This is a genomic window from Actinocorallia longicatena (assembly GCF_039534125.1).
Taxonomy (GTDB): Bacteria; Actinomycetota; Actinomycetes; order Streptosporangiales; family Streptosporangiaceae; genus Actinocorallia; species Actinocorallia longicatena.
On sequence record NZ_BAAAUV010000001.1, the window covers coordinates 535490 to 554861 of the forward strand.

Here is a 19372-nt window from a genome sequence, read left to right on the forward strand (position 1 = left end):
GACCGACCGCGCAGGGAGGCTCTAGGAGGAGCCATGCAGAACAACGACCTGTACACGATCGACATCACCGGAGCAGACTGGACCAAGCCCTGCGGCGGCAACGTCGGCGACGACTCCCCCGAGAGCTGCATGGAGTTCACCCGGCTCCCCGGCGGCATCGCGATCCGTGACTCCAAGCAGCCCGGCATGAGCCCCATGCGGTTCAGCGACAACGAGCTGACCGCCTTCCTCGACGCCATCTGACCCACTGACCGCAACTCCCTCTGGCAGGCTTCCCGACATGATGAACAAGACCCACTGGAACGACCTGCCACAGGGGGTCCGCGAAGCAGCCCGCGAGCACGTGGGCAACGTGACGGCAGCCCAGACGATCTCGGCGGGCTGGAACTCTGCGGTCACTCTCGCCGCCGACACCGAGGCGGGCCGACTGTTCATCAAGGGCATCCGCCTTGATTCAACGGGCCAGGTCGCGATGCTCCGCAGAGAGATCGCCATCAACCCGCACGTCGCTCACCTGTCTCCCGAACTCCGGTTCCACGTCGAGACCGACAGCTGGCTCATCGCCGGCTTCGACTTCATCGAAGGCCGCAGGGCCGACTACTCCCCCTGCTCACCAGACATCCCCCGAGTACTCGAAGCCATCGACGTCCTCACCGCCACGCCCTGCCCCGACATCACCCTCAAATACGCCGACCAGCTGTACTCCAGCCAGGGCGACATCGACCTCATGCGCCGGGTCAGCGGCGACAACCTCGTCCACACCGACCTCACACCAGCCAATGTGCTGATGACCCCGAACCGCGTCTACCTGCTCGACTGGGCCCGCCCAACCCGCGGAACCTCCTGGCTCGACGCCGTCAGCATCACCCACTTCCTCATCACTTGCGGACACTCCCCCAAAGACGCCGAAGCCATCAGCTCACAGATGCGCGCCTGGAAGAACCTCGGCCCCGGTGACCTCGACGCAATGGTCCACAACGGAAGCGCCACCCGATCGACCTGGGGCCTCAAACACTTCGACGGCGACCCCTGGACCAACTCCTCATTGGAAGCCGCCCGCCGATGGTGGGACTACCGCCGAGCACACCAGGAACAAATCAACCACTCTGCCAAAACAAGATCGTAGAATCCTAGATTCCAGTCCGTTCATCGGCAGGCCCCGTGCTGCCCACCTGAGCGACAGCGCGCGCTCGGCGGCAGATGAGTGCGTTCCGGGATGCCGTTAGCTCCTGCGTCCGGTCACGCCGCCGGACTGGCCCGTCCGGTCTCCACGCCGCGTTGGCCAGTTCCCAGGCGCGGGGGGGGAGGCGGTGTCCGCGGACTTACGGGCTGCCTGCTCAGCGCAACGCCCTTGTCCATCCTGGCGCGGAACCCGACCTACGTCCCTCCTAGAAGGAGATGCCGGGTGGCAGGTTCGCGACGTTACCGGGCTCGACCACATAGATGACCGCGGTGTCGCCATCTACCCGGATCTGGAGACGAGCAGTGAATAGAGACCATCGACTGATGGTGAGTCGCCTCACTGCGGATCCGTCGAGGTGCTGGCGCTGCCGGTCGGCACCGAACCACCAGAGACTGGCATGGTGGCTTGGCCTTTCCCTGTAGGGCCGCGTGTTGCAACGCTGCGAGCGGGACCTCCTCGGGGACTCCTGGAACTTCCCCTACGGACCCGCTGTAATACTGAAGGTTTTTCATCCTTGGATGAAAAACCTTCAGTGGTAGTGCGGACGCTATCGAAGCCGGCAAGTGTCCCGCGGCCCGATGCGCAGGAAGCCCATCTGACAGAGATCATTCATGGTCATTCCGCTACACAGTGACGCGGTCTCCTGGAGCGCTGTTCGGACATCTGATCTCCACCCGGAGATCAGGATGGCTTCCTATACTCGGGGACGACGCATTCCCCCGTCGCGTCGAGGCCAGGAGGCCGTCATGGGTGTTCCCTCCGTTTCCGAGCATGTCGCCGCGGATCTGCGGGAGGCGAGCAACAGGCTCGGGCACCGCCGGGTCTCCTCCGCGAGGACGGCCGGGGTCCTCGCCGCGGTCCTGACGATGGCCGGTGGCCTTGTTCTGCCGGTGTCGGCGAGTGCCTCGGACGGGCTCCGTGCCGCGCCTGCCAACCTGATGCGGAACGCCGGGGCGGAGAAGACGAAGCCCAAGCCCAACCCCGCGGGCGGGAAGGTCTCCGTCAGCGGATGGAAGCCCGCCAAAGGGACGTACTTCACGGCGGTCGCCTACGGGGCTCCGGCCGGGTTCCCCGCGAAGGACTCACCGGGGCCGTCGAAGCGCGGAGGCAACTTCTTCGCCGGAGGGATCACCGGGGGCACCTCCAGCGCGAGCCAGACCGTCTCCCTCAGCAGATACACGAAGCTGATCAGGAGCGGCAAGGCCAAGTTCAGGCTCTCGGCCTGGCTCGGCGGCTTCGGCACCCAGGCCGACTACGCGACTCTGACGGTGACATGGCGGACCGCCAAGGGCGCCGTCCTGACGCGCAAGACCATCGGGCCCGTCACCGCCGGGCAGCGCGAGAACATCACCTGCCTGCTGCAGCGCACAGCGACCGGCAAGGTTCCCACCCGGGCCCGCAAGGCCGTCATCACTTTGCGGATGACCCGCCGGGAAGGCACCTACAACGACGGCTACGCCGACAACCTGAGCCTCACGATCACCAAATAGGCGTCACTCGCTCCGGCCCCGCCGTTGGTGGCCGCGCTCCGCCGACGCCAACGGTGAACCGCACTTCGTGCCGCAGAGCACTTCGACGTCCGCCCGGATCAGCACGGCGACCGACGACCGGCCCGCGACAGATGAAGACTTCGATCTCAGGGAGGGCGGCGGACGGCTCGGTCCAGTATCTCCTCAGCTCGTTCGTCCGGAACAGGCTGGTCTGGCCCGTCGGCACACCCGACGGGCCGGTGCACCCGACGCCAGAGGTCGACGAGCATCTCGCCTGGATGCGCGTGTGCGCCCCTGATGTCCAGGCGGCCATGGGCGTCCTGAGCCGACGGCCGAGATCGTCCGACACCCAGACCGTCTCCATGCCACGAACCGACCCGCGGAGCATCTCCCTCCGGGGCCCGGCTGCACGGTTCCGCCACGCCAACCTCGCCTGCTGGCCGGAGCGTTGCTGGACCGCAGCGACCTCACCGGCGCGCATCTGCAAGGGGCCGACCTCCGCCGAGCGAACCTCACCGACGCCGACCTCCGCGGCGCCAACCTCTCTCCGGGTCTTCGGTCTTTGGCGATGGGACGGTGCGGAAAAGGAATGCGGGAGGTGGTGTCGGATTCGCGCTCGGCCGTTCGTAGCGAGGATGGGAGGGCCGCCGCCGGGGCTGCCGTGTTCAGAGGGGATGCGCGATGTCGCCGCACTCGTTGGCCAAGATCCACACGATGTTCGAGATCGTCGAGGCGATCGGGACCGTCACCTTCTCCGAGGTGCCGAACGAGGCGTTCCTCGCCGTCGGCATGCGCGACTACTGGGACGGATACTTCGCCGGGCGGGCCGCGCCGCTCGGGACGGCGCCGGCCGAGGTGGTCCACGCGGTCTTCTACAACTTCGCCGACGGTGAGGTGGCGCGCCACATCCCCTGGGTCTGGGGGAAGATCACACCGCAGGAGGCGGTCGCCGTCCGTGAGCAGGGCAGCGCCGCCGCCCTGCGGCAGCTGATCGGAGAGCTCGCCGACTCCCCCGGCCTGGAGCGGCTCGCCGACCTGGCCACCCGGGCGGCCGTCAGCGCACCGGCCGAAGGACGGCCACTGTACGCCGGGCTCCGCGCCCTCGACGTGCCGCGAGAACCCGTCGCCAAGCTCTGGCACGCGGCGACGCTGCTGCGGGAGCACCGCGGGGACGGGCACAACGCCGTCCTCCTCGCCCACGGCATCGGCGGGACCGAAGCGCACGTCCTGCTCGCCCTCACCCTCGGGATGAAGGCGGAGGAGTTCGGCCGGACCCACCACCTGCCCGGGGCACGGCTGGCCCGCGTCATCGACGGCCTGCGCCGCCGCGGCCTCGTCGACGGCGACGGTGAGTTCACCGACGTCGGCCGGCGCACCAGAGAGCGGATCGAAACCCTCACCGACGAACGGGCGGCGCCTCCCTACGACGCGCTCACCGCGGATGAGCTCGACGAACTGATCACCGGGCTCGAGCCGATCCTCGCCGCGCTGACAGGGCACCCATGACGAGGCCGCGTCTCGGGTGGAAGTGAGTGCCCAGAGCGTGATCAGAACACGTGAGCGGAGCCGATGAGGGCCTGAGCATCCGGATGTCATGGGTGTCGGCCCGGCCGGTGTGACCATCGCGATCGAGGCCGCTCGATCGTCCCACGGAACGCTCTGCCGTGACTGCCGCGGTAGACGGCGCGAGTCCATAGCGACGCCGATACGGACGGTTATGGCTTCGTCCGTTTCCTCCTCCGCCGGATGCGTCCCTTGAACTTCACGGCATCAGCAGCCGTCGGAATCAATGGGATGGAACGGATGAAACGCCTTATCAGTGAAGGCGGTCGATCCGGCCAGCGGAGATCACGGGGAGAGCACATGAAGCGGGTACGGGGGGCGATGGCCGGTGGGGCCGTCGTGCTGGCGGCGACGTTGGCCGGGGGCGGTCCGGCGGTCGCCGCCGGTGGATGGACCCACGCGGCGGCGTGGGGATGGAACGCGCAGGGGCAGCTCGGGGATGGCACGCAGACGGCGCGGAGCGTCCCCGTGGCCGTCGTGTCCTCGGGGCTGGGGCTGGTGAAGGTGGCGTCCGGGAGCACGCACAGCCTCGGGCTCGGCGCGGACGGAACGCTCTGGGCCTGGGGGGCCAACGACAAGGGCCAGCTCGGCGACGGCACGACCACCGACCGGGCCGTGCCCGTCGAGGTACCGCTGACGGGCGTCAAGTCGATCGCCGCGGGCGGGCGGTTCTCGCTCGCCATCCGCGTGGACGGCACGGTGTGGGCCTGGGGTCAGGGCACCGAGGGCGAACTCGGCAACGGCACGGCCTCCGGCAGCGGAACGCCCGTCCAGGTCGCGGGCCTGACCGGGGTCGTCGAGGTGGCGGGCGGGGTCCAGCACGGCGTCGCCCTGAAGTCCGACGGAACGGTCTGGGCCTGGGGCGCCAACGACAAGGGCCAGCTCGGCGACGGCACGACGACCGACCGGGCCGTGCCCGTCCGGTCGGGGAGCTCGGCCGGGTACGCCCACATCGCGGCGCAGAGCGTCACCACGGTCGCGACGCGTGCCGACGGCACCGCCTGGAGCTGGGGTCAGCAGTGGCCGTTCACCTCGGTCTTCACGAGCCCGGCGCAGGTTCAGGGCATCGGCCAGGTCGCGTCGATCGCGCAGGGTGAGAACCACACGCTGGCCGTCCGGACGGACGGGACGGTCTGGGCATGGGGCGTCAACTACGCGGGCCAGCTCGGCGACGGCACCACGACCGATCGCCTCCAGCCCGTCCAGGTGGCGGGACTCACCGGGATCAAGCAGGTCGCGGGCGGGTTCTGGATGAGCGAGGCGCTGCGCTCCGACGGGACGGTCGCCTCGTGGGGCCTCAACTACGCCGGTCAGCTCGGCGACGGCACGACGACGACGCGCCTGACGCCGGTATCCGTTCCGGGCCTCACCGGTGTCACGCAGATCGCGCTCGGTGACCGGCCGGGGTTCAGCACCGCGTCGCACACGCTGGTGGCGCGCTCGGTGCCGAAGCCGGGGTTCACCGTCAGCCTCGATCCCGATGACGTCCGGCTGCCCGCGGGCGGCTCGATCGAGATCCTCGTGCGGGTCAACGGGCCCGGTCAGAAGGTCACCCTGTCCACGGGCGCCGGCAAGGGCGGGCTGGGGCTGCCGCCGGGCGTCACCGCCCGGTTCTCGCCGCAGACCGTCCGGGCGGGCGGCACCGCGACGCTCCTCCTGACCGCGGCCCCGGACGCGCCCCCCTCGCACGGCGAGTCCACCGCGGTCGGCATCACCGGCACCTCGGCACTGCCCTCCGGCACGTCCTCAACATCTCTCCTGATCTACGTGACGGACCCCGTCGCCTGACCGCCACCCGGGCGCGCCCGCCACGGGCGTGCCCACCGCCGGTGGCCGGATTCGAACCGATCGGGAGCAGGACGCTCATCGTGCCGCTCAGCGGCGCAGCCGGCATCGACGCACAGCAGTCGCTGCCGCGCCCCGCATCATCGGGCAGCCTCACCACACCGGGCGTCGATCGCGCTCTACCGCCGACGGCCGTGCGCGCGATTGCCAGCTGCCCGCCGACTGCCCAGCTGGCCTTTGCGCGAAGCCCGCACGACGCCCTGGCGGTATGCCATCGACGCCGAAGCCGAGCGCTTCCCCGGCTCCGCGGGTTGTCGGCGGATTCCCCTCAGCCGAGGCGCACGGACAGGGGCTCGAGTTTCGTCGGTGTTCGAACTCTGCGATGGATCTCGGCGTCTGATCTTGATCGAGGCAACGAGAGGGGTCGCAGTGAACGGTGAGGCTCAGGAGCGGTTCGAGATGGGTGAGCGGCTGGAGAAGTCGGGGCAGGATCGGGAGGCGGTGGAGTGTTTTCGGCTGGCCGCCGAGGCCGGGCATGTCAGCGCCATGGTGAGGCTGGGGTTCTTGGCTGTGGAGACCGATGAGGCGGAGGCCGAGCGGTGGTGGCGGAGGGCCGCCGAAGCGGGCAGCAGGTCGGCGAAGGGGAATCTGGGGATTCTGCTGTCCGACCAGGGTGATCTCGAGGGGGCTGAGGCCTGGTACCGGGCGGCGGTGGCGGAGGGAGATCTCGATGCGATGCACAATCTCGGTCTGCTGCTCGTCCAGCGGGGTGATGTGAAGCTCGGGGCCGGGGAGTTCCGGAGAGCGGCCGAGGCCGGGCATGTGTCCTCGATGGCCAATCTCGGGATCGCGCTGCGGGAGCTCGGCCAGCTGAGCGAGTCCGAGCTGTGGTTCCAGCGGGGAGCCGAGGCCGGGGACGGCCGGGCGATGGGGGGCCTGGGAAGTCTTCTCTACGCCCTCGGGCGCAGGGAGGAGGCCGACCGGTGGTGGGAGCAGGGTGAGCTCGCCGGTGACGCGGCCTCGTTGTTCAACCTGGGCGTTCGATGTGAGCACCGCAACGAGATGGTGCGAGCGGAGGAGTACTTCGAAAAGGCGGCCCACGCAGGCCATCCGCGCGGCGCGGCCAGGGTGAGAGCGATGGCCGCAGGCCTCCGCGAGAACGGCGTCCCCTACATGCCCGGACTGTTCTGACGCCTGTCCGAGCTCGGCCGCCCACCGGCGGCGTCCGTCCAGCCCGACAGGCCGACCGACGGCGATCGTGCCGTCCGGACGCGTGAACCGAAGATCGGATCACGGGTCAGGAAGGGGCGGGGGCGGAGGTCGCGTCGAGGAGGTCGGCGAGGAGAGGGAAGTCGACTGCCGCCGGGGTGCGGAAGCGGAGACACGACTTGCCCATGTCCTGGTCGGCCAGGCGCTCGGTGAACGCCTGTCGGACGTCGGGGCGCATCAGGTAGAAGGAGATGTACTGCTTCTGGCTGGCCAGGGCTATCTCGGGGGTCCCGTCCCGGAAATAGGCGGGCATTCCCCAGGCCATCGCCTCAGTGAATCCCGGGAGCCGGGCCCGGCACAGTTCACGAAGCCGCGCGAGGACGTCCCGGCGGTCCGCGGGCAGCTCCGCGAGGTAGGCGTCGACGTCCGGCGCGGCGCTTTGGACCATGGGGCGAGATTACCGCGAGCCGACGATGACTTCCCGTCCTGCGAGGTCCGCGGCAGGAACCTTGAATCGATGGTGATCGGTCTGCGAACATGCAGGCGGGAGGTCGAGAGTGCCGCTCGTCGCATCGATCGTGATACCGCTTCTCACCGTGGTCGCCACCCTCGGCGGCGGCTGGCTGGTCACCACCCGGATCACCGACCATTGGGACCGGGTCAAGAAGGCCCGTGAGATGGACCTCGCCGCAGCGCATGACTTCCAGAAGCAATATGGAGAGTTCGTCGCGGTCTGGAAGCTGTGGAGCGCGATGAAGGACGCCGGCACCCGGCTACCTGCGATTTCCATGGCCGAGGACACCGCTTGGAGGTGCTTGGAACGCACCGTCGCCACCGAAGGAGCCATCGAGGCGCTGCTCGCCAAACTGGTCGCCGAACGTCGGCTGGACCCGACCCAGATAGAGATCCTCGGTGCCGTCCGTCAGGCGTTCAAAACCCTGCGACGCGCCATCTACGCTGACGCGCACCTCGGCTGGAACAGCGACTCCCACCCCCACTACCTCAGCTTCAAGATCCTCACTGCCGAGACCTCGACGCTGCTCAACACTCCCCGCGGGATCAAGAAGGACCAACGGCCCAGCGCCGCCGAGGCCGCGCACGCCTTCCAGCTCATCACCGAAAACCGCCACGAACCCGGCAACCGCAACGCCTGGTACGACGCCCCGGAACGGCTCGGACTCCGGTCCTGGTCGCACGTGCCGCCCATGGCCTCAGCTCATCGGGACTTGTGAGGGATCGCCATACCGAACTCCTCACCCTGGCCGCGGGCCCCCAAGGCATTCAGGTCGTCGTCTTCGCTGCCCGCTCCTATGATCTCAGGGTCCCTTTCGACCCCTCTGGCCACTCGAGGACCCGATGCGTGATCAGACGGCCTGTGGTGTCCGGCCCGGCGCGGCCGAGCTCGCCGAACTCCGTGAGCGCTTCGGCGTCACTCCTGCGGAGGTGGAGTGCGCCCTGGCGGGCGGGGCCGTCCTGAACACCGGCAGCCCGCATCCGGCCGGGATGCTGAACGCCGTCGCGAAGATCGCCGATGCCGTCGGGAAGGACGGAGCGCCCGGCCGGGCCAGGGATCTTCTCCGCGCCCTGCTCCCCGAACAGGTCGGCCTGCTGGGGCCGGACAGCCCGTGGACGCTGACCACCCGCGGCAACATCGCCTACTGGACGGGCGAGCTGGGCGAGGGGGAAGGAGCCCGCGACGCGTTCGCCGCGCTGCTGCCCGACCAGATCCGCGTTCTGGGGCCCGGACATCCCGACACCTTCACCAGCCGGAGCGGCATCGCCCTGTGGACCGCCGAGACCGGCGACCTCGCCCTGGCCCTCGCCCTGTTCGGCAGCCTGCTGCTCGACCAGACCCGGCAGCTGGGCCCCGACCACCCCGACGTCCTGGACACCAGATCGTCCCTGGCGGGCTGGACCGGCGAACTCCACGGCCCCGCCCCCGCCCTGGAACTGCTGCACGCCCTGTACGCCGACCAGATCAGGACGCTGGGCCACGACCACCCCGACACCCTGCTCACCCGCACCCACCTCATCTACTGGACGGCCGAGACCGGAGATCCCCGTGCCGTCCTGGCGTTGCTCGATCCCCTCCTCGCCGACCAGATCTCCTTCCTGGGCCCCTCCCATCCCGAAGTCCTGGAGACCCTCGCCGAGCAGGCCCACTGGACGGCCGTCTCCGGCGACCTCCCCCGGGCCCTCGACCTCTGGCGAGCACTCCTGCCCCGGTGGGAGAGCGTGCACGGCCCCGGCCATCCCGCCCTCGCCCACATCCGCGAGTCCATCACCGCCCTGACCCGCGGCCCACGACCCTGATCCCGGCCAACGTCGTTCCCGGAAGCGACCCCTCCACGGCTCTTCCCGTCACGACCGCATCCGCTAGGGGCGGGGACCCTGTCCAGCCGTCGCCCGTCGCGCCGCCGTCTCCGAGATGCGGATCCGCAAGGGGATCCGGCGGCCATGGTCTGCGGGCCATCCGCCGGCTTCGGCCGGTGGACCGTCGACGCTCGATGTCCGGCGCTGCCCATGGCGGCTGCGAAGAGAGCGGCGCCGGACGGCGGCAACGCCGACCGGATGGCCTTACCCGGACGGTCGCACGACATTCCCCCGGAGTTCCCCCATGAGCGGCATCGGCCGATCGGCGTACCTGCGCGGAGGACCTCCTCGCCACTCCCCCGGGCCGCTGCGTCCCCGGCCGTTCCACCGGCGAGGGATTTTGACAGTGGCGTCCGGCATGCTGGGGGCATGACCGATGAACCGGAAGCTCGTCCCGCTTTTACCGGCGACACCGTGTCGGCCTCGTCGCCGGTCATCTCGGTGATGCTGATCGTGCCGTCCGCGGATGCCGCGGTCGCCTGGTACACGTCCGCGCTCGGCGCGACGGAGCTGTGGAACCTCAAGGGCGTGGCCGGCCTTGAGGTCGGCGGCGCCCCCTTCTTCGTCCATGAGATCAATCCCGACAACCCCGCGGAGACCAGTCCCGGCCAGGCCGGGGTCACCAGCAGCCGCATCGAGGTCTTCTGTGAGGACCCGGACGGCTTCATCGAACGGGCCGTCGCCGCGGGCGCCGCCGGAAGGGCGATCGAGGATCACGGCGTGCCCTGGGGCGTCCACCGTCAGGGCGGCTTCACCGACCCGTTCGGTCACCGGTGGTCCGTCGGCGACAGGTCACCGTTGAGCCCGTTCCCCCGCTGATCGATCTGTCGTCAGGTCCCGGAGATCCGCCGCCAGGGGTAGGGGACGCGCCCGGGGAAGATTCCTGTTCCGGTGAGGGCCTTGAGAACGGAGCGGGCGCACTGGCGGCGAAGCTCGACGCGCCGGGGAAGGCGCCGGACCCGGTTCCAGGTGCGCCAGGGCGGGAGTCCGATGGTCTCGTACACGTAGGGCTGGACCATCAGCAGGTCGAACATGACGACCAGGTACAGCGGGACGATCCAGCGCACGGCGAGCCGGTCGGTCCAGGTGGTGGCGGCGTAGTGCTCGCTGATCGTGGTGCGTGCGAAGGCCAGATGGCGGGCCTCCTCGGCGCGGTGGTAGCGGTTGACCTCGGCGATGTAGGGGTCGGTGCCGGGATGTTCGGCCAGCAGCTTCTGCAGGAGGTCGGGGATCTCCTCGCCCGCGAGGACGAAGGCGTCCAGCGCCGCCGGACGCCGCAGGAGCGCGGGCAGGACCCGTTTGCCCAGGTGGCGGTGGAGCCATCCGGTGAGGATGGGATTGCGCTGCTGGGGTTCGAGCTGGTGGAGCAGCCGGATGAACAGGCGCGAGTGCCGGGTCTCCTCGCCGATCTCGTGCAGGGCGTAGGTGAACCGGGGGTCCCGGACGTCGGCGCCGGTGGCCATCTGGAAGGCGAACCCCGCCATCAGGGTGGCCTCGAAGACGATGCCGGCGTGGAAGATCGAGGCGAGTTCCTCGCGGGCGAGACGGTGCCGCTGCTCGGGGGTGAGGTCGAGACCGAGGCCGTCGACCGACAGCAGCTCGTCCGGGACCAGCTGGCCGGGCCCCAGCGCTCCGGCGACGTCCACCTCGGGTTCGATGACCTTGCGCAGTGAGGCCTTGTTGAGCCTCTCGACGCGCAGGGTGTTCGGGAGGGCGTTCATGCGGCGCCCACCCCCGATGTCCCCCCGGCGATCGTCCAGGTCTTTCCCGCCATCGTGCCAGCCGTCATCACGGCCCCCTTCTGGACGGCGCACAGCGCCACTCGGGTCGTCCTTCGTGCCCAAACTAGACGAATTGAGGAATATCCTCAATGCCTCAAGTCCAGATATCGTGTGGGGATGACCACACCGACGACGAAAGGCGAGCGGACCCGACAGGCCCTCCTGGACGCCGCCGTCATCCGCTTCGGCCGGGACGGCTACCGACGCACCGCCATCACCGACATCGCCCGGGACGCCGGGCTCAGCGGCACCGCCGCCTACGCCTACTTCGCCAACAAGGAGGAGCTCTTCCTGGCCGCGGTCGACGCCGACGCCATCCCCGTCATCCAGGAGGGCCTGGCCGCCCTCACCGGCGATGCGCTCCTCGACCACCGGCGCGGCTCACTGATCCTCGGCTTCCTGGACGCCCTCGGCCGCCACCCGCTGGCCCACCGGATCATCTCGGGCCTCGAACCGGACTTCACCGTCCGCATCCTGAGCATTCCCGCTCTCGACGACCTCCGCGCCGAGCACGCCCGACGCCTGCGCGCCCTCCAGGCCGCCGGCGAGATCCGCACCGACATCGATCCCGATCAGATCGCCCGCGGCATGGTCCCCATCATCCTGTCCCTCCTGATGGCCCTCCTCCAGACCCGCACCGGCCCCGCCGCCCTCCTGGGTCCCGACGTCGCCGCCGTCTTCGACGCCGTCCTCCTCCCACCGGCCCCTGAACGCCGGTGAACCGGGCCGCCGCACCAGCCGGACGGCCCGGTTCCCGATGTCAGATGGGTCAGGGCAGTTCGAAGGCGTAGCGGGCGGTGGAGTCGGCGATGGCGTCGGCGTTCACGTCGAGGGCCGTCGCGTTGATGTTGGTGATGGTGTCGCAGGCCTGGTGGTAGCAGGCGTCGTAGGCGACGCCGGCCTGGCCACCGAAGAGCGCGGCCTCCTCGGGCGTCTTGATCCCCTCGGCGCCGGTGAAGATGCCGCCGGAGGGGATGCCGACCGCGATGAAGGGCCCGTAGTCGGAACGTCCGTCGAAGTCGGTGCCGACCGTGGCGAGGTTCCGCGAGGTGAAGAACCTCTCGAAGGTCTTCTCGATCCTGTCGGAGCCGGGCGGACCGGCGGGCGAGCCCGCGCCGTCGGAGTCGTCACCGTCGTAGAGCTTGTAGGCGTGATTCGGCGAGGCGATCATGTCGAAGTTCAGGTAGAGCTTGATCTTCGCGCGCTCGGCGGGCGACAGCTTCTCGACATACTGGTCGGAACCGAGCAGGCCGATCTCCTCGGCGGCCCAGAACGCGAAGCGCACCTTGTGCTTGACCGGGAAGTGCGCCATCTGGAGCGCCACCTCGAGGTTGGCCGCGCTGCCCGAGCCGTTGTCGTTGATGCCGGGACCGGCGGGCACGCTGTCGAGGTGCGAGCCGACCATGACGACCTTGCCCGGCAGGCCGAGCCGGGTCTCGGCGATCACGTTGTCGCTGGTGCCCAGCCGGAGGTCGGAGTCGACCTTCAGGTGGACGCTCGCGCCGGGATTCGCGGCGAGCGCCTGGCCGACCGCGAAGTCGGCGAACACCATCGGCACGCCGGCGCGCCACTCGCCGATGTCGAGGACGAAGGCGTCGGTCCGTCCCGGCTGGCCCTCGTTGAACACGATGATCCCGGACGCTCCCGCTTTTCCGGCGTTGCGGATCTTCGTGGCGAACGCGCAGGTGCCGCGCTGGATCAGCGCGATCCGGCCGGCGACGAATCCGGTGAAGTCGGCCTCCTCGCAGCCGCTGGTGGAGGTCGGGGTCGGAGTGGGCGGCAGGGTCAGGTCGACGGCCTGGACCTGCGCGGTGACGTCACCCGCGGGCGACGGCTCGAAGGTGAAGAAGTCCTCGTTCGGCACCCAGGTGGTGCCGCCGGTCTGCGCCAGGACGGGCGGCGACGTCTCCGACCAGTCCTGGACATAGTTGATCGGCTGCCGCGTGACCTTGTATCCGGCCTTCTTCAGCCTGCCCGCGACGTAGTCGACGCTCGCCGCGTAGCCGGGCGTCCCGACGGCCCGTGTTCCGCCGTTGGCGTCGGCGATGCCCTGGAGCGCGTCCAGATGCTTCGTGACGTTCGCCCCCTTGACCTGCTTGACGAGCAGTTTGGCGAACACGTCCGCGACCGGACCCGCGTTCGCGGGACTCGCGAGTCCCAGCGGCAGCAGCACCGCTGCCGCGACGGCCCCCCACCGCATCGTCCTTCTCCCCTGCGCCCTCATGGCTCCTCCTTGACACCCATCGACGGCCCCCCGACAACATGAGCTGGCCTCGAAGCTAACCCGCCTTCCGCCCCGCATCAATGACCACACCGGGCCGCCGCCGGACACCGGCGATCACCGCTGCACGCCCGTGACCCACCGGATCGGGCCGTCCCGCCCGCCCGGCCGGCTCTGTGCTGGAGGCGTGGGGCGGGTCTTCCCGGCGACCTCACCGGGGCGCAGGCTCGTCAGCGCTCGAAGAGATCAGGCCGTCGGCGGCCGGCCGTCCCGGATCCGGGAACGCTTCGCCCGGGAGATCGCCATGGCGCGCCGGGTCGGCGGAACCGGCGTGACGCGCCTGGTCGACGCCGACGGCAGGAGTCCCCGGGCTGGCGACCACCTACATCGCGGGACCGAGCCCGTCCGAGCTGGTCCGTGCCCACGGGCCGCTGCCCATCGGGCCGTCACCGCGAACGCGATCAGCGGGGCGTCTCCAACGCGGTACGCAGTTCTTCGAGGCTCGCCAGCCCGGATTCGGGCACCGACAGCGACATGAACGACGACATCGCCAGCAGAACGTCGTAGCGCCCCTCTTTGCCCCGCTTCCCGGGCTTGTGCTTCACCTGCAGTTCCCGGAAGGTCGAGATCGGGTTGCGGGCGGCCTGATCGCTGCCGTTGTGACGGAACTTCGTGACGGTCGCGCCATCGAAGACCAGTGATTCCCCGTTGAGCCCGCGAACCTCGATCATGACGGCAGTCTAGTGCGCCGACCAGGACCATTCCGTATGAATGCGGCGATAAATTGCTCCGTCGCCATCGATCCGTTCGTCTCGGTCAGCGGGCGGCGCGCTCGGCCCGCCACGCCCCTGGCAGGGTCACCCGTACACGCCAGCCTGAGACGGCGTCGCCCGAGACGCTCAGATCCCCCAGTGCCGAACAGATGATCAGCCCGAGCTGGCCCTCGTCACCCAGGCGCGGCCCCACGACATCCTCGCTGCCCTGATCCAGGACGGTCACCTCCATCGTCTCGGGCGTCACCGTCGCCGACACCGTCACCAGGCCGCCCGCCAGTCCCGACCTGCTGTGCCGGCAGGCGTTGCTCACCAATGCCCCCACCACCATCCGGACGTCCTCCACCAGGTCCGGCCCCAACCCCGTCGCCGTGAGCCCGGCCAGTTCGGCCGCCCAGACGGGCGACCCCGCCGCGTCCCCGGGGAGCACCCACCGGAAGCCGACGGCCAACCCGGCTTCTCCGGCTCTCACCCGCAGCTCGCCCATCTCGTCTCCTTCCCCGCTCCGCCCCAAAGCCTGCCCCCTTCCCTGCCCTCCCCACATGAGACGTCCGACCCGGAGGACCCGAGCTCTTCCGGAGCCCCACCCGCGACATTCGTCTCGCAACACCCGATGTGGGGTGAGATCGCGTTCCTGCGCGCGGGTCCGTCACCGCACTGCCCATCGGCGGCAGGACCGCGGGAATCAGCCTGTACTGCACCCGCAGATTCCGCAGGCCTGGCGGCGCGGCGAGGGATTCCCTGGCACGCGTTCCGCTGGGTGGCCGGTCTACGACAAATGTTCCGGGTCGGGGAGACGAATGGCGGGGGCGGAGCAGCCGGAAGTCACCGGTTCGTTCGGGTCTGTTGCTCGATGCACCGACCGGCGGCGGGAGGGAGCCTGGAGGAAGGTCACGGAGGTGGAAGATGGCGAGCCTGATCCAGATAGCGGGAGCCGTGCTCATCCTGATCGCCTACATGGCGGCCCAGGCCAAGAGGCTCGACCAGAACTCGCTGACCTATCTCGTCCTGAATGTCACCGGATCCGGGATGCTCGCCTACCTCGCATTCGGGGAGCGCCAGCTGGGGTTCCTGCTGCTCCAAGGAATCTGGGTCGCGATGACGACGATCAGCATCGCCGTCTACTACCGCAGGAGATGGCTCTACCGGATGCCCGCGACCGCCTGTCACGTCCGCTGGGACACCTTCGCCGACGCCGAGGCCCTCCCCGCAGAGCACCGCGAGCACGGCGAGCACCGCGATCCCGAGCCCCGGCTCCGGTCCCGGCCCGTACGCGACGACCAGCCCGAACCCGGCGTCAGCGGCCGTCCCGGCAGCGCCCCTCCCCACCTGGAACCTGCCGCCAGCGAACACCTCCTGTCCTGCGCCACCACTCCCGCGACCGCCGCCCGGCTCGCCTCCCGCAGCGGCCTGTCCCCCGACCTGACCCGCCGCCACCTCACCGTCCTGTGGTACGCGGGCCTGATCGCCGCCGCCCGCCTTCCCAACGGCCCGCACTACGTCGCGACCAGCGCCGGCATCGAGTTCCTCTCCACGAAGATCACCCGCATCGACCGGCTCCCCCAGCCGGACGGCCCGATGGTCCTCCCGCCGACCGCGACACCGCGGACCCGCGCACACCTTGAAACCCCGGTCCGAGCCGCTCCAGGGCCCGTGACCAGCGCTGTCCCCGCACGGCCCCCTCGCCGGTCCGCCTGATATGGGGCGAGCAGGGACAGGCCTGCTCCAGCGGGATCTCGCCCGTGTTCTGCGCGGCGCGCGCTCCTACGCGGATCTGGACCTGTCGGCGTGCGGACGGCAGGCCAGCGGGGACGGCTATCTGCTCGTCCTGACCACCAGGATCGACGATGCCGACCGTCGTGGCAAACTTCCTGGACGGTCTGGAACTGGGCCTCGAGGAGGTCGACACGGCACCCGGAACGCCCCGCGGATCTGGGTCCGACCAGGCTGCGGGCGAGGCCGTCATCGCGGTCTGCCGGGTCCTGGACTCCCCGGTCCTCCGCGAGACCCTCGCCACCGCGGCCTCCTGCGATCTGGCCGTGGCGCTCACCGATCCGTTCCACCGCGGCTTCGTGCGCCAAGGGCATCCCGGTCTCTCCGGCGAGCACCTGTCCCGGCACCTCATCGAGATTCCGGGCAAGGACTTCGAGATGACGGCCTGGATCGAGCCCCGGCCCCGGAAGGTGCCCCACCTCTAGCCGCCGAAGATCCGACATCGCAGGCCGGCACGAGCGACGGCCTAGTTTCGCAGCAGGCGACGGCGGGAGGCCAGCGGGCCGATGCCGGAACGCCACCACGGCAGCCATGCCGATGGCCGGCAGGCGAGTGTGAGCATCAAGGGCACCGAGTCGAAGAACGCGTCACGGCGCACGATCCGGGCGGTTCGATCGATGCGGAGCTTGTCGAGGGTGCGAAAGGACAACGGTTTCCCGCCGACCGTCCCGGTGATCCGCAGATCGATGAACATCACGTCCTCGGCGCCGGCCCAGTCCAGCACCTCTCCGGTCGCGTCGGGGAGGAACGCCAGCAGCCGTCGCACCTCCGCCACCGCTTGAGGGCGCCCTCTCGCCCCGCCCAGCAGCGGTTGGACGAGTTCGACCCGCTCGGTGAACAGATCCTGCCACACCTCAGGACCGGGCTCGCGCCATGCCTCGGCGAACGCCGCCACCACCCGCTCGTGAATCGGTGCCCACTCGCTCATCGCGCCTTCCTCTGTCCTTTGCACGGTCGACCGGCTGGTGCTGCGCTCCTCGGGTGTTCAGCGGACGGGTCTGCGCAACTGGTCGGCGAGGGTGAGGAAGACGAAGAAGTTGGGGATGCCGGCTACCGCGACGTGGACCACGGACCGCCATTTGCCCGCGACCTTGAGTTTGAGGAAGCCCTGGACGACCCGGAGTTCCTCGATCTCGTTCCACTGCGCCGTGCTGCGGGCCGATCCCACTTCCTCACGTGTCACCCACAGCTTTCCGAAGTCGACGCGCCCCCCGGAATTCAGCGACGCGACGGCTTTCGGGAGCTGGGCGCGGGTCACGTTCTCCTGGATGGCCCTCCCCCACTCCTGGTGCCCGGCGAGCCTGCCCGTCGCCGCCTCGCCCTCGCGGCCCTGGAGCATCACCTGCGCGCCGTCGACGTCGGTGAGTTTGTAGGTGTGGTCGGTATAGCCCCCCGCACCCGTGTGCCGAAGGCTGCTCTGCAGAATGCCGGTGCTGTCGTAGCGGACCGCGTGCACCCGGTTCTTCGCGACGGCGACGAGCCCGTCAGCGTGGAGGTGGAGCCGGATGTGGGTGTTCTTCGCCGCGGTGGACAGCTCCGCCGCCCAGAGGCAGACGGCGATCACGGCGATGAGGACGAAGAAGAGCCCGAAAGCCGACCCTGCGGCGAACAGTACGACCGCCACCAACGCACAGACCAGCGCCGCGACGAGCGAGGAGCGAGGGGAACCGTTTTCCGGCTGAGCCCCCTCGTACATCCGGTGTCGCGCTCCCAGGCCGGCGCGCTCGGCAGCCGCGTCCATCTGGTTCACCAGCTCGTCCCCCACGCGCCCGGTCATCTCGTTCCCCTTCGATCCATCCGGCCGGCAGGCACAGGGCCTGCCGTCCCGGCCGTCCTCAGCGCGGACACTACCAAACATATATGTCTATTTGAGGAGTGCCGGGCGGCATCGGCCGAGTCCGCCATGGTGGGGATTCTGAAGGATTCCGTTCCGGCTCATCGTGAGCGGGGCGCGGGTGGGCGCCGCCGCTTCCGCGGAGCGGGTCGTTCCCAGCGGCGGCCGGGTCCGTTCCGTGGCGGAACAGGCCGTTGCGGAGCAGGCCGGCGACGGAGTCGTCCCAAGCCGGGTGCGCAGGATGACGGTGCCGAGGATGAGCGGGTGCAGGCATCGCCCAGGTGCGGTCGAGGTCGGGCGGCAGCAGGCCGATGGCCAGAGTTGTGAGGCCAGTGCACCCGATCACGGATGAGGTGGAGGTCACCACCGGAGTAGTGGCTCACCCTGCGCACACTGCCAGAACACAGCCGGCAGCGGACCGGCGTCAGACGGATCAGTGGCGCTCTTGGCGGAGGGTGAAGCCCGCGTCGACATTGGCCAGGGCCACGACGGTGCAGGTGCCGAAGGGGCCGTTGTGGTCGTGGAAGACGGCGGTGCCGGTGGAGATGCCGTCGGCGCCGGTGCGCAGGGTGGTCTGCAGGCCGATGTCGGGGCCTTCGGGCAGGCGGCCCAGGGCGAGGGTGTAGTCGGTGTTGATGAACTCCAGGGCGGCCGAGCCCCAGTGGGACATCGGGCTCGCCACGTCGCCGGCGAGGGCCGCGCGGACGAACGGGGTGAGTTCCTCGTCCTCGACCAGCGGGCGGTTCTCCCTGATCCATGCGCTGTGGCGGCCGGTGCCCTGCCAGATGACGGGGCCATCGCCTCCTGGCTTGCCGGGGCTGTGGGGCCACATGTAGACCGAGCCGTCCGGGTCCTTGCCGTGCTCGGCGGGCGGCGGCGGCACGGGCATGGGGTCGTCGGGCGCCCAGATCCGGCCGGCCGGCTCGGTGGAGTGGCGCAGGAAGACCGTTCCCGCTCGGGCCACCAGGGTCTCGCCCTGGCGCAGGAGAGCATCCACGATCTTGATGCGCCGTCCGGTGCGGACGAGCGTCGTGGTCACGGTGACGGGTGCCATCGAGGCGGGCCGCAGCAGGTCCACGGTGAACCGCGCGGGCCTGAAGGCGGCGTCGCCGTGGTCGTGCTCCACCGACCGGGCGAGGAGCCCGCCGACGACCCGTCCGTTCATCATCGCCGGTCCCCAGGGGCCGACGGCCAGCGGCCCGGGAGTGAACTCGCCGTCCTTGACCGTGAAGAACGCCTCGACCATGGATCGCCCTCGCCCTCTGCACCTGGACCAGCGATCACCTTACCGAACCCCCTTCGGTTCACCGCAGAGCCCCTGTTCTCGTTGACGGGCGCTCCCCGGTCTGCCGGGCCAAGGAGATCTTCACGACGTTGAGCGACGGGA

The 19372-nt window shown here is 69.9% G+C and carries 20 protein-coding genes and 1 pseudogene; 13 read left to right on the plus strand and 8 right to left on the minus strand.

Translation table 11 applies throughout. The annotated features are described in order from the left end of the window. Window positions 1-33 precede the first annotated feature (33 nt). The 7 genes and pseudogenes from ABD785_RS02365 to ABD785_RS02390 all read left to right on the plus strand — a co-directional run bounded on the left by ABD785_RS02365 (window position 34) and on the right by ABD785_RS02390 (window position 7212). The gene (locus ABD785_RS02365) at window positions 34-243 is read left to right on the plus strand and encodes a DUF397 domain-containing protein (protein WP_344821537.1); all 210 of its coding nucleotides are present in this window, start codon (window positions 34-36) and stop codon (window positions 241-243) included. A gap of 37 nt (window positions 244-280) precedes the next feature. Continuing rightward, window positions 281-1126, plus strand: a complete 846-nt coding sequence (locus tag ABD785_RS02370; protein ID WP_344821539.1) for a hypothetical protein — start codon at window positions 281-283, stop codon at window positions 1124-1126. An 803-nt stretch (window positions 1127-1929) separates the two neighbouring features. Continuing rightward, a complete protein-coding gene (locus tag ABD785_RS02375; protein ID WP_344821541.1) occupies window positions 1930-2673 on the plus strand; it encodes a hypothetical protein in 744 nt (247 codons plus the stop codon). Between the two features lie 448 nt (window positions 2674-3121). Continuing rightward, window positions 3122-3208, plus strand: a pseudogene (locus ABD785_RS41245) (pentapeptide repeat-containing protein); the annotation flags it as partial. Window positions 3209-3354: 146 nt separating this feature from the next. Further along, window positions 3355-4179, plus strand: coding sequence for an SCO6745 family protein (locus ABD785_RS02380; RefSeq protein WP_344821543.1), 825 nt, complete (start codon window positions 3355-3357; stop codon window positions 4177-4179). Window positions 4180-4536: 357 nt separating this feature from the next. Beyond that, a complete protein-coding gene (locus ABD785_RS02385; RefSeq protein ID WP_344821545.1) occupies window positions 4537-6024 on the plus strand; it encodes an RCC1 domain-containing protein in 1488 nt (495 codons plus the stop codon). 426 nt (window positions 6025-6450) lie between these two features. Next, the gene (locus ABD785_RS02390) at window positions 6451-7212 is read left to right on the plus strand and encodes a tetratricopeptide repeat protein (RefSeq protein ID WP_344821547.1); all 762 of its coding nucleotides are present in this window, start codon (window positions 6451-6453) and stop codon (window positions 7210-7212) included. A gap of 106 nt (window positions 7213-7318) precedes the next feature. On the opposite strand, the gene ABD785_RS02395 is transcribed toward ABD785_RS02390, so the two are convergent. After that, window positions 7319-7678 (minus strand): DUF1801 domain-containing protein, encoded by a 360-nt coding sequence (locus ABD785_RS02395; protein WP_344821549.1) that lies wholly within the window; start codon window positions 7676-7678, stop codon window positions 7319-7321. A gap of 109 nt (window positions 7679-7787) precedes the next feature. Between ABD785_RS02395 and ABD785_RS02400 the strand changes: the two genes are divergently transcribed. From ABD785_RS02400 to ABD785_RS02410, 3 genes are all read left to right on the plus strand, one after another. After that, window positions 7788-8462, plus strand: coding sequence for a hypothetical protein (locus ABD785_RS02400; protein WP_344821551.1), 675 nt, complete (start codon window positions 7788-7790; stop codon window positions 8460-8462). 124 nt (window positions 8463-8586) lie between these two features. Continuing rightward, window positions 8587-9543: a tetratricopeptide repeat protein gene (locus ABD785_RS02405; RefSeq protein WP_344821553.1), complete on the plus strand. Its 957-nt coding sequence runs from the start codon at window positions 8587-8589 to the stop codon at window positions 9541-9543. Window positions 9544-9972: 429 nt separating this feature from the next. Next, complete coding sequence (locus ABD785_RS02410; RefSeq protein WP_344821555.1) at window positions 9973-10422, plus strand: VOC family protein; 450 nt, start codon at window positions 9973-9975, stop codon at window positions 10420-10422. Window positions 10423-10433: 11 nt separating this feature from the next. Here ABD785_RS02410 and ABD785_RS02415 read toward each other — a convergent pair whose 3' ends face one another. Then, window positions 10434-11324 carry a diiron oxygenase gene (locus ABD785_RS02415; protein WP_344821557.1) on the minus strand — a complete coding sequence of 297 codons (891 nt, stop codon included), beginning with the start codon at window positions 11322-11324 and terminating at the stop codon, window positions 10434-10436. A gap of 177 nt (window positions 11325-11501) precedes the next feature. Here ABD785_RS02415 and ABD785_RS02420 point away from each other — a divergent pair, with 177 nt between their 5' ends. Further along, on the plus strand, window positions 11502-12104 hold the full coding sequence (locus ABD785_RS02420; protein WP_344821559.1) for a TetR/AcrR family transcriptional regulator: 603 nt from the start codon (window positions 11502-11504) through the stop codon (window positions 12102-12104). A 49-nt stretch (window positions 12105-12153) separates the two neighbouring features. On the opposite strand, the gene ABD785_RS02425 is transcribed toward ABD785_RS02420, so the two are convergent. The 3 genes from ABD785_RS02425 to ABD785_RS02435 form a co-directional block, all read right to left on the minus strand. Beyond that, a complete protein-coding gene (locus ABD785_RS02425) occupies window positions 12154-13608 on the minus strand; it encodes a M28 family metallopeptidase (protein WP_344821562.1) in 1455 nt (484 codons plus the stop codon). A gap of 458 nt (window positions 13609-14066) precedes the next feature. Then, window positions 14067-14336: a hypothetical protein gene (locus tag ABD785_RS02430; RefSeq protein WP_344821564.1), complete on the minus strand. Its 270-nt coding sequence runs from the start codon at window positions 14334-14336 to the stop codon at window positions 14067-14069. A gap of 85 nt (window positions 14337-14421) precedes the next feature. Then, window positions 14422-14865, minus strand: coding sequence for an ATP-binding protein (locus ABD785_RS02435; RefSeq protein ID WP_344821566.1), 444 nt, complete (start codon window positions 14863-14865; stop codon window positions 14422-14424). A gap of 419 nt (window positions 14866-15284) precedes the next feature. On the opposite strand from ABD785_RS02435, the gene ABD785_RS02440 reads away from it, so the two are divergent. Next, window positions 15285-16076 carry a CBU_0592 family membrane protein gene (locus ABD785_RS02440; RefSeq protein WP_344821568.1) on the plus strand — a complete coding sequence of 264 codons (792 nt, stop codon included), beginning with the start codon at window positions 15285-15287 and terminating at the stop codon, window positions 16074-16076. Window positions 16077-16225: 149 nt separating this feature from the next. Next, complete coding sequence (locus ABD785_RS02445) at window positions 16226-16576, plus strand: hypothetical protein (RefSeq protein ID WP_344821570.1); 351 nt, start codon at window positions 16226-16228, stop codon at window positions 16574-16576. A 41-nt stretch (window positions 16577-16617) separates the two neighbouring features. On the opposite strand, the gene ABD785_RS02450 is transcribed toward ABD785_RS02445, so the two are convergent. The 3 genes from ABD785_RS02450 to ABD785_RS02460 all read right to left on the minus strand — a co-directional run bounded on the left by ABD785_RS02450 (window position 16618) and on the right by ABD785_RS02460 (window position 19231). Continuing rightward, window positions 16618-17079: a nuclear transport factor 2 family protein gene (locus ABD785_RS02450; RefSeq protein WP_344821572.1), complete on the minus strand. Its 462-nt coding sequence runs from the start codon at window positions 17077-17079 to the stop codon at window positions 16618-16620. Window positions 17080-17136: 57 nt separating this feature from the next. Then, entirely contained in the window at window positions 17137-17928 is a 792-nt protein-coding gene (locus ABD785_RS02455) for a DUF6585 family protein (protein WP_344821574.1), read from the minus strand. A gap of 490 nt (window positions 17929-18418) precedes the next feature. After that, window positions 18419-19231: an acyl-CoA thioesterase domain-containing protein gene (locus tag ABD785_RS02460; protein ID WP_344821576.1), complete on the minus strand. Its 813-nt coding sequence runs from the start codon at window positions 19229-19231 to the stop codon at window positions 18419-18421. Window positions 19232-19372 lie beyond the last annotated feature (141 nt).

Bases quoted from the DNA above. Each gene is read 5' to 3' on its own strand.
- ABD785_RS02415 (WP_344821557.1), bottom strand. From the start codon at position 11,324: ATGAACGCCCTCCCGAACACCCTGCGCGTCGAGAGGCTCAACAAGGCC.
- ABD785_RS02445 (WP_344821570.1), top strand. From the start codon at position 16,226: ATGCCGACCGTCGTGGCAAACTTCCTGGACGGTCTGGAACTGGGCCTC.
- ABD785_RS02380 (WP_344821543.1), top strand. From the start codon at position 3,355: ATGTCGCCGCACTCGTTGGCCAAGATCCACACGATGTTCGAGATCGTC.
- ABD785_RS02435 (WP_344821566.1), bottom strand. From the start codon at position 14,865: ATGGGCGAGCTGCGGGTGAGAGCCGGAGAAGCCGGGTTGGCCGTCGGC.
- ABD785_RS02410 (WP_344821555.1), top strand. From the start codon at position 9,973: ATGACCGATGAACCGGAAGCTCGTCCCGCTTTTACCGGCGACACCGTG.
- ABD785_RS02420 (WP_344821559.1), top strand. From the start codon at position 11,502: ATGACCACACCGACGACGAAAGGCGAGCGGACCCGACAGGCCCTCCTG.
- ABD785_RS02405 (WP_344821553.1), top strand. From the start codon at position 8,587: ATGCGTGATCAGACGGCCTGTGGTGTCCGGCCCGGCGCGGCCGAGCTC.
- ABD785_RS02370 (WP_344821539.1), top strand. From the start codon at position 281: ATGATGAACAAGACCCACTGGAACGACCTGCCACAGGGGGTCCGCGAA.
- ABD785_RS02375 (WP_344821541.1), top strand. From the start codon at position 1,930: ATGGGTGTTCCCTCCGTTTCCGAGCATGTCGCCGCGGATCTGCGGGAG.
- ABD785_RS02450 (WP_344821572.1), bottom strand. From the start codon at position 17,079: ATGAGCGAGTGGGCACCGATTCACGAGCGGGTGGTGGCGGCGTTCGCC.
- ABD785_RS02430 (WP_344821564.1), bottom strand. From the start codon at position 14,336: ATGATCGAGGTTCGCGGGCTCAACGGGGAATCACTGGTCTTCGATGGC.
- ABD785_RS02385 (WP_344821545.1), top strand. From the start codon at position 4,537: ATGAAGCGGGTACGGGGGGCGATGGCCGGTGGGGCCGTCGTGCTGGCG.
- ABD785_RS02395 (WP_344821549.1), bottom strand. From the start codon at position 7,678: ATGGTCCAAAGCGCCGCGCCGGACGTCGACGCCTACCTCGCGGAGCTG.
- ABD785_RS02455 (WP_344821574.1), bottom strand. From the start codon at position 17,928: ATGACCGGGCGCGTGGGGGACGAGCTGGTGAACCAGATGGACGCGGCT.
- ABD785_RS02440 (WP_344821568.1), top strand. From the start codon at position 15,285: ATGGCGAGCCTGATCCAGATAGCGGGAGCCGTGCTCATCCTGATCGCC.
- ABD785_RS02460 (WP_344821576.1), bottom strand. From the start codon at position 19,231: ATGGTCGAGGCGTTCTTCACGGTCAAGGACGGCGAGTTCACTCCCGGG.
- ABD785_RS02365 (WP_344821537.1), top strand. From the start codon at position 34: ATGCAGAACAACGACCTGTACACGATCGACATCACCGGAGCAGACTGG.
- ABD785_RS02425 (WP_344821562.1), bottom strand. From the start codon at position 13,608: ATGAGGGCGCAGGGGAGAAGGACGATGCGGTGGGGGGCCGTCGCGGCA.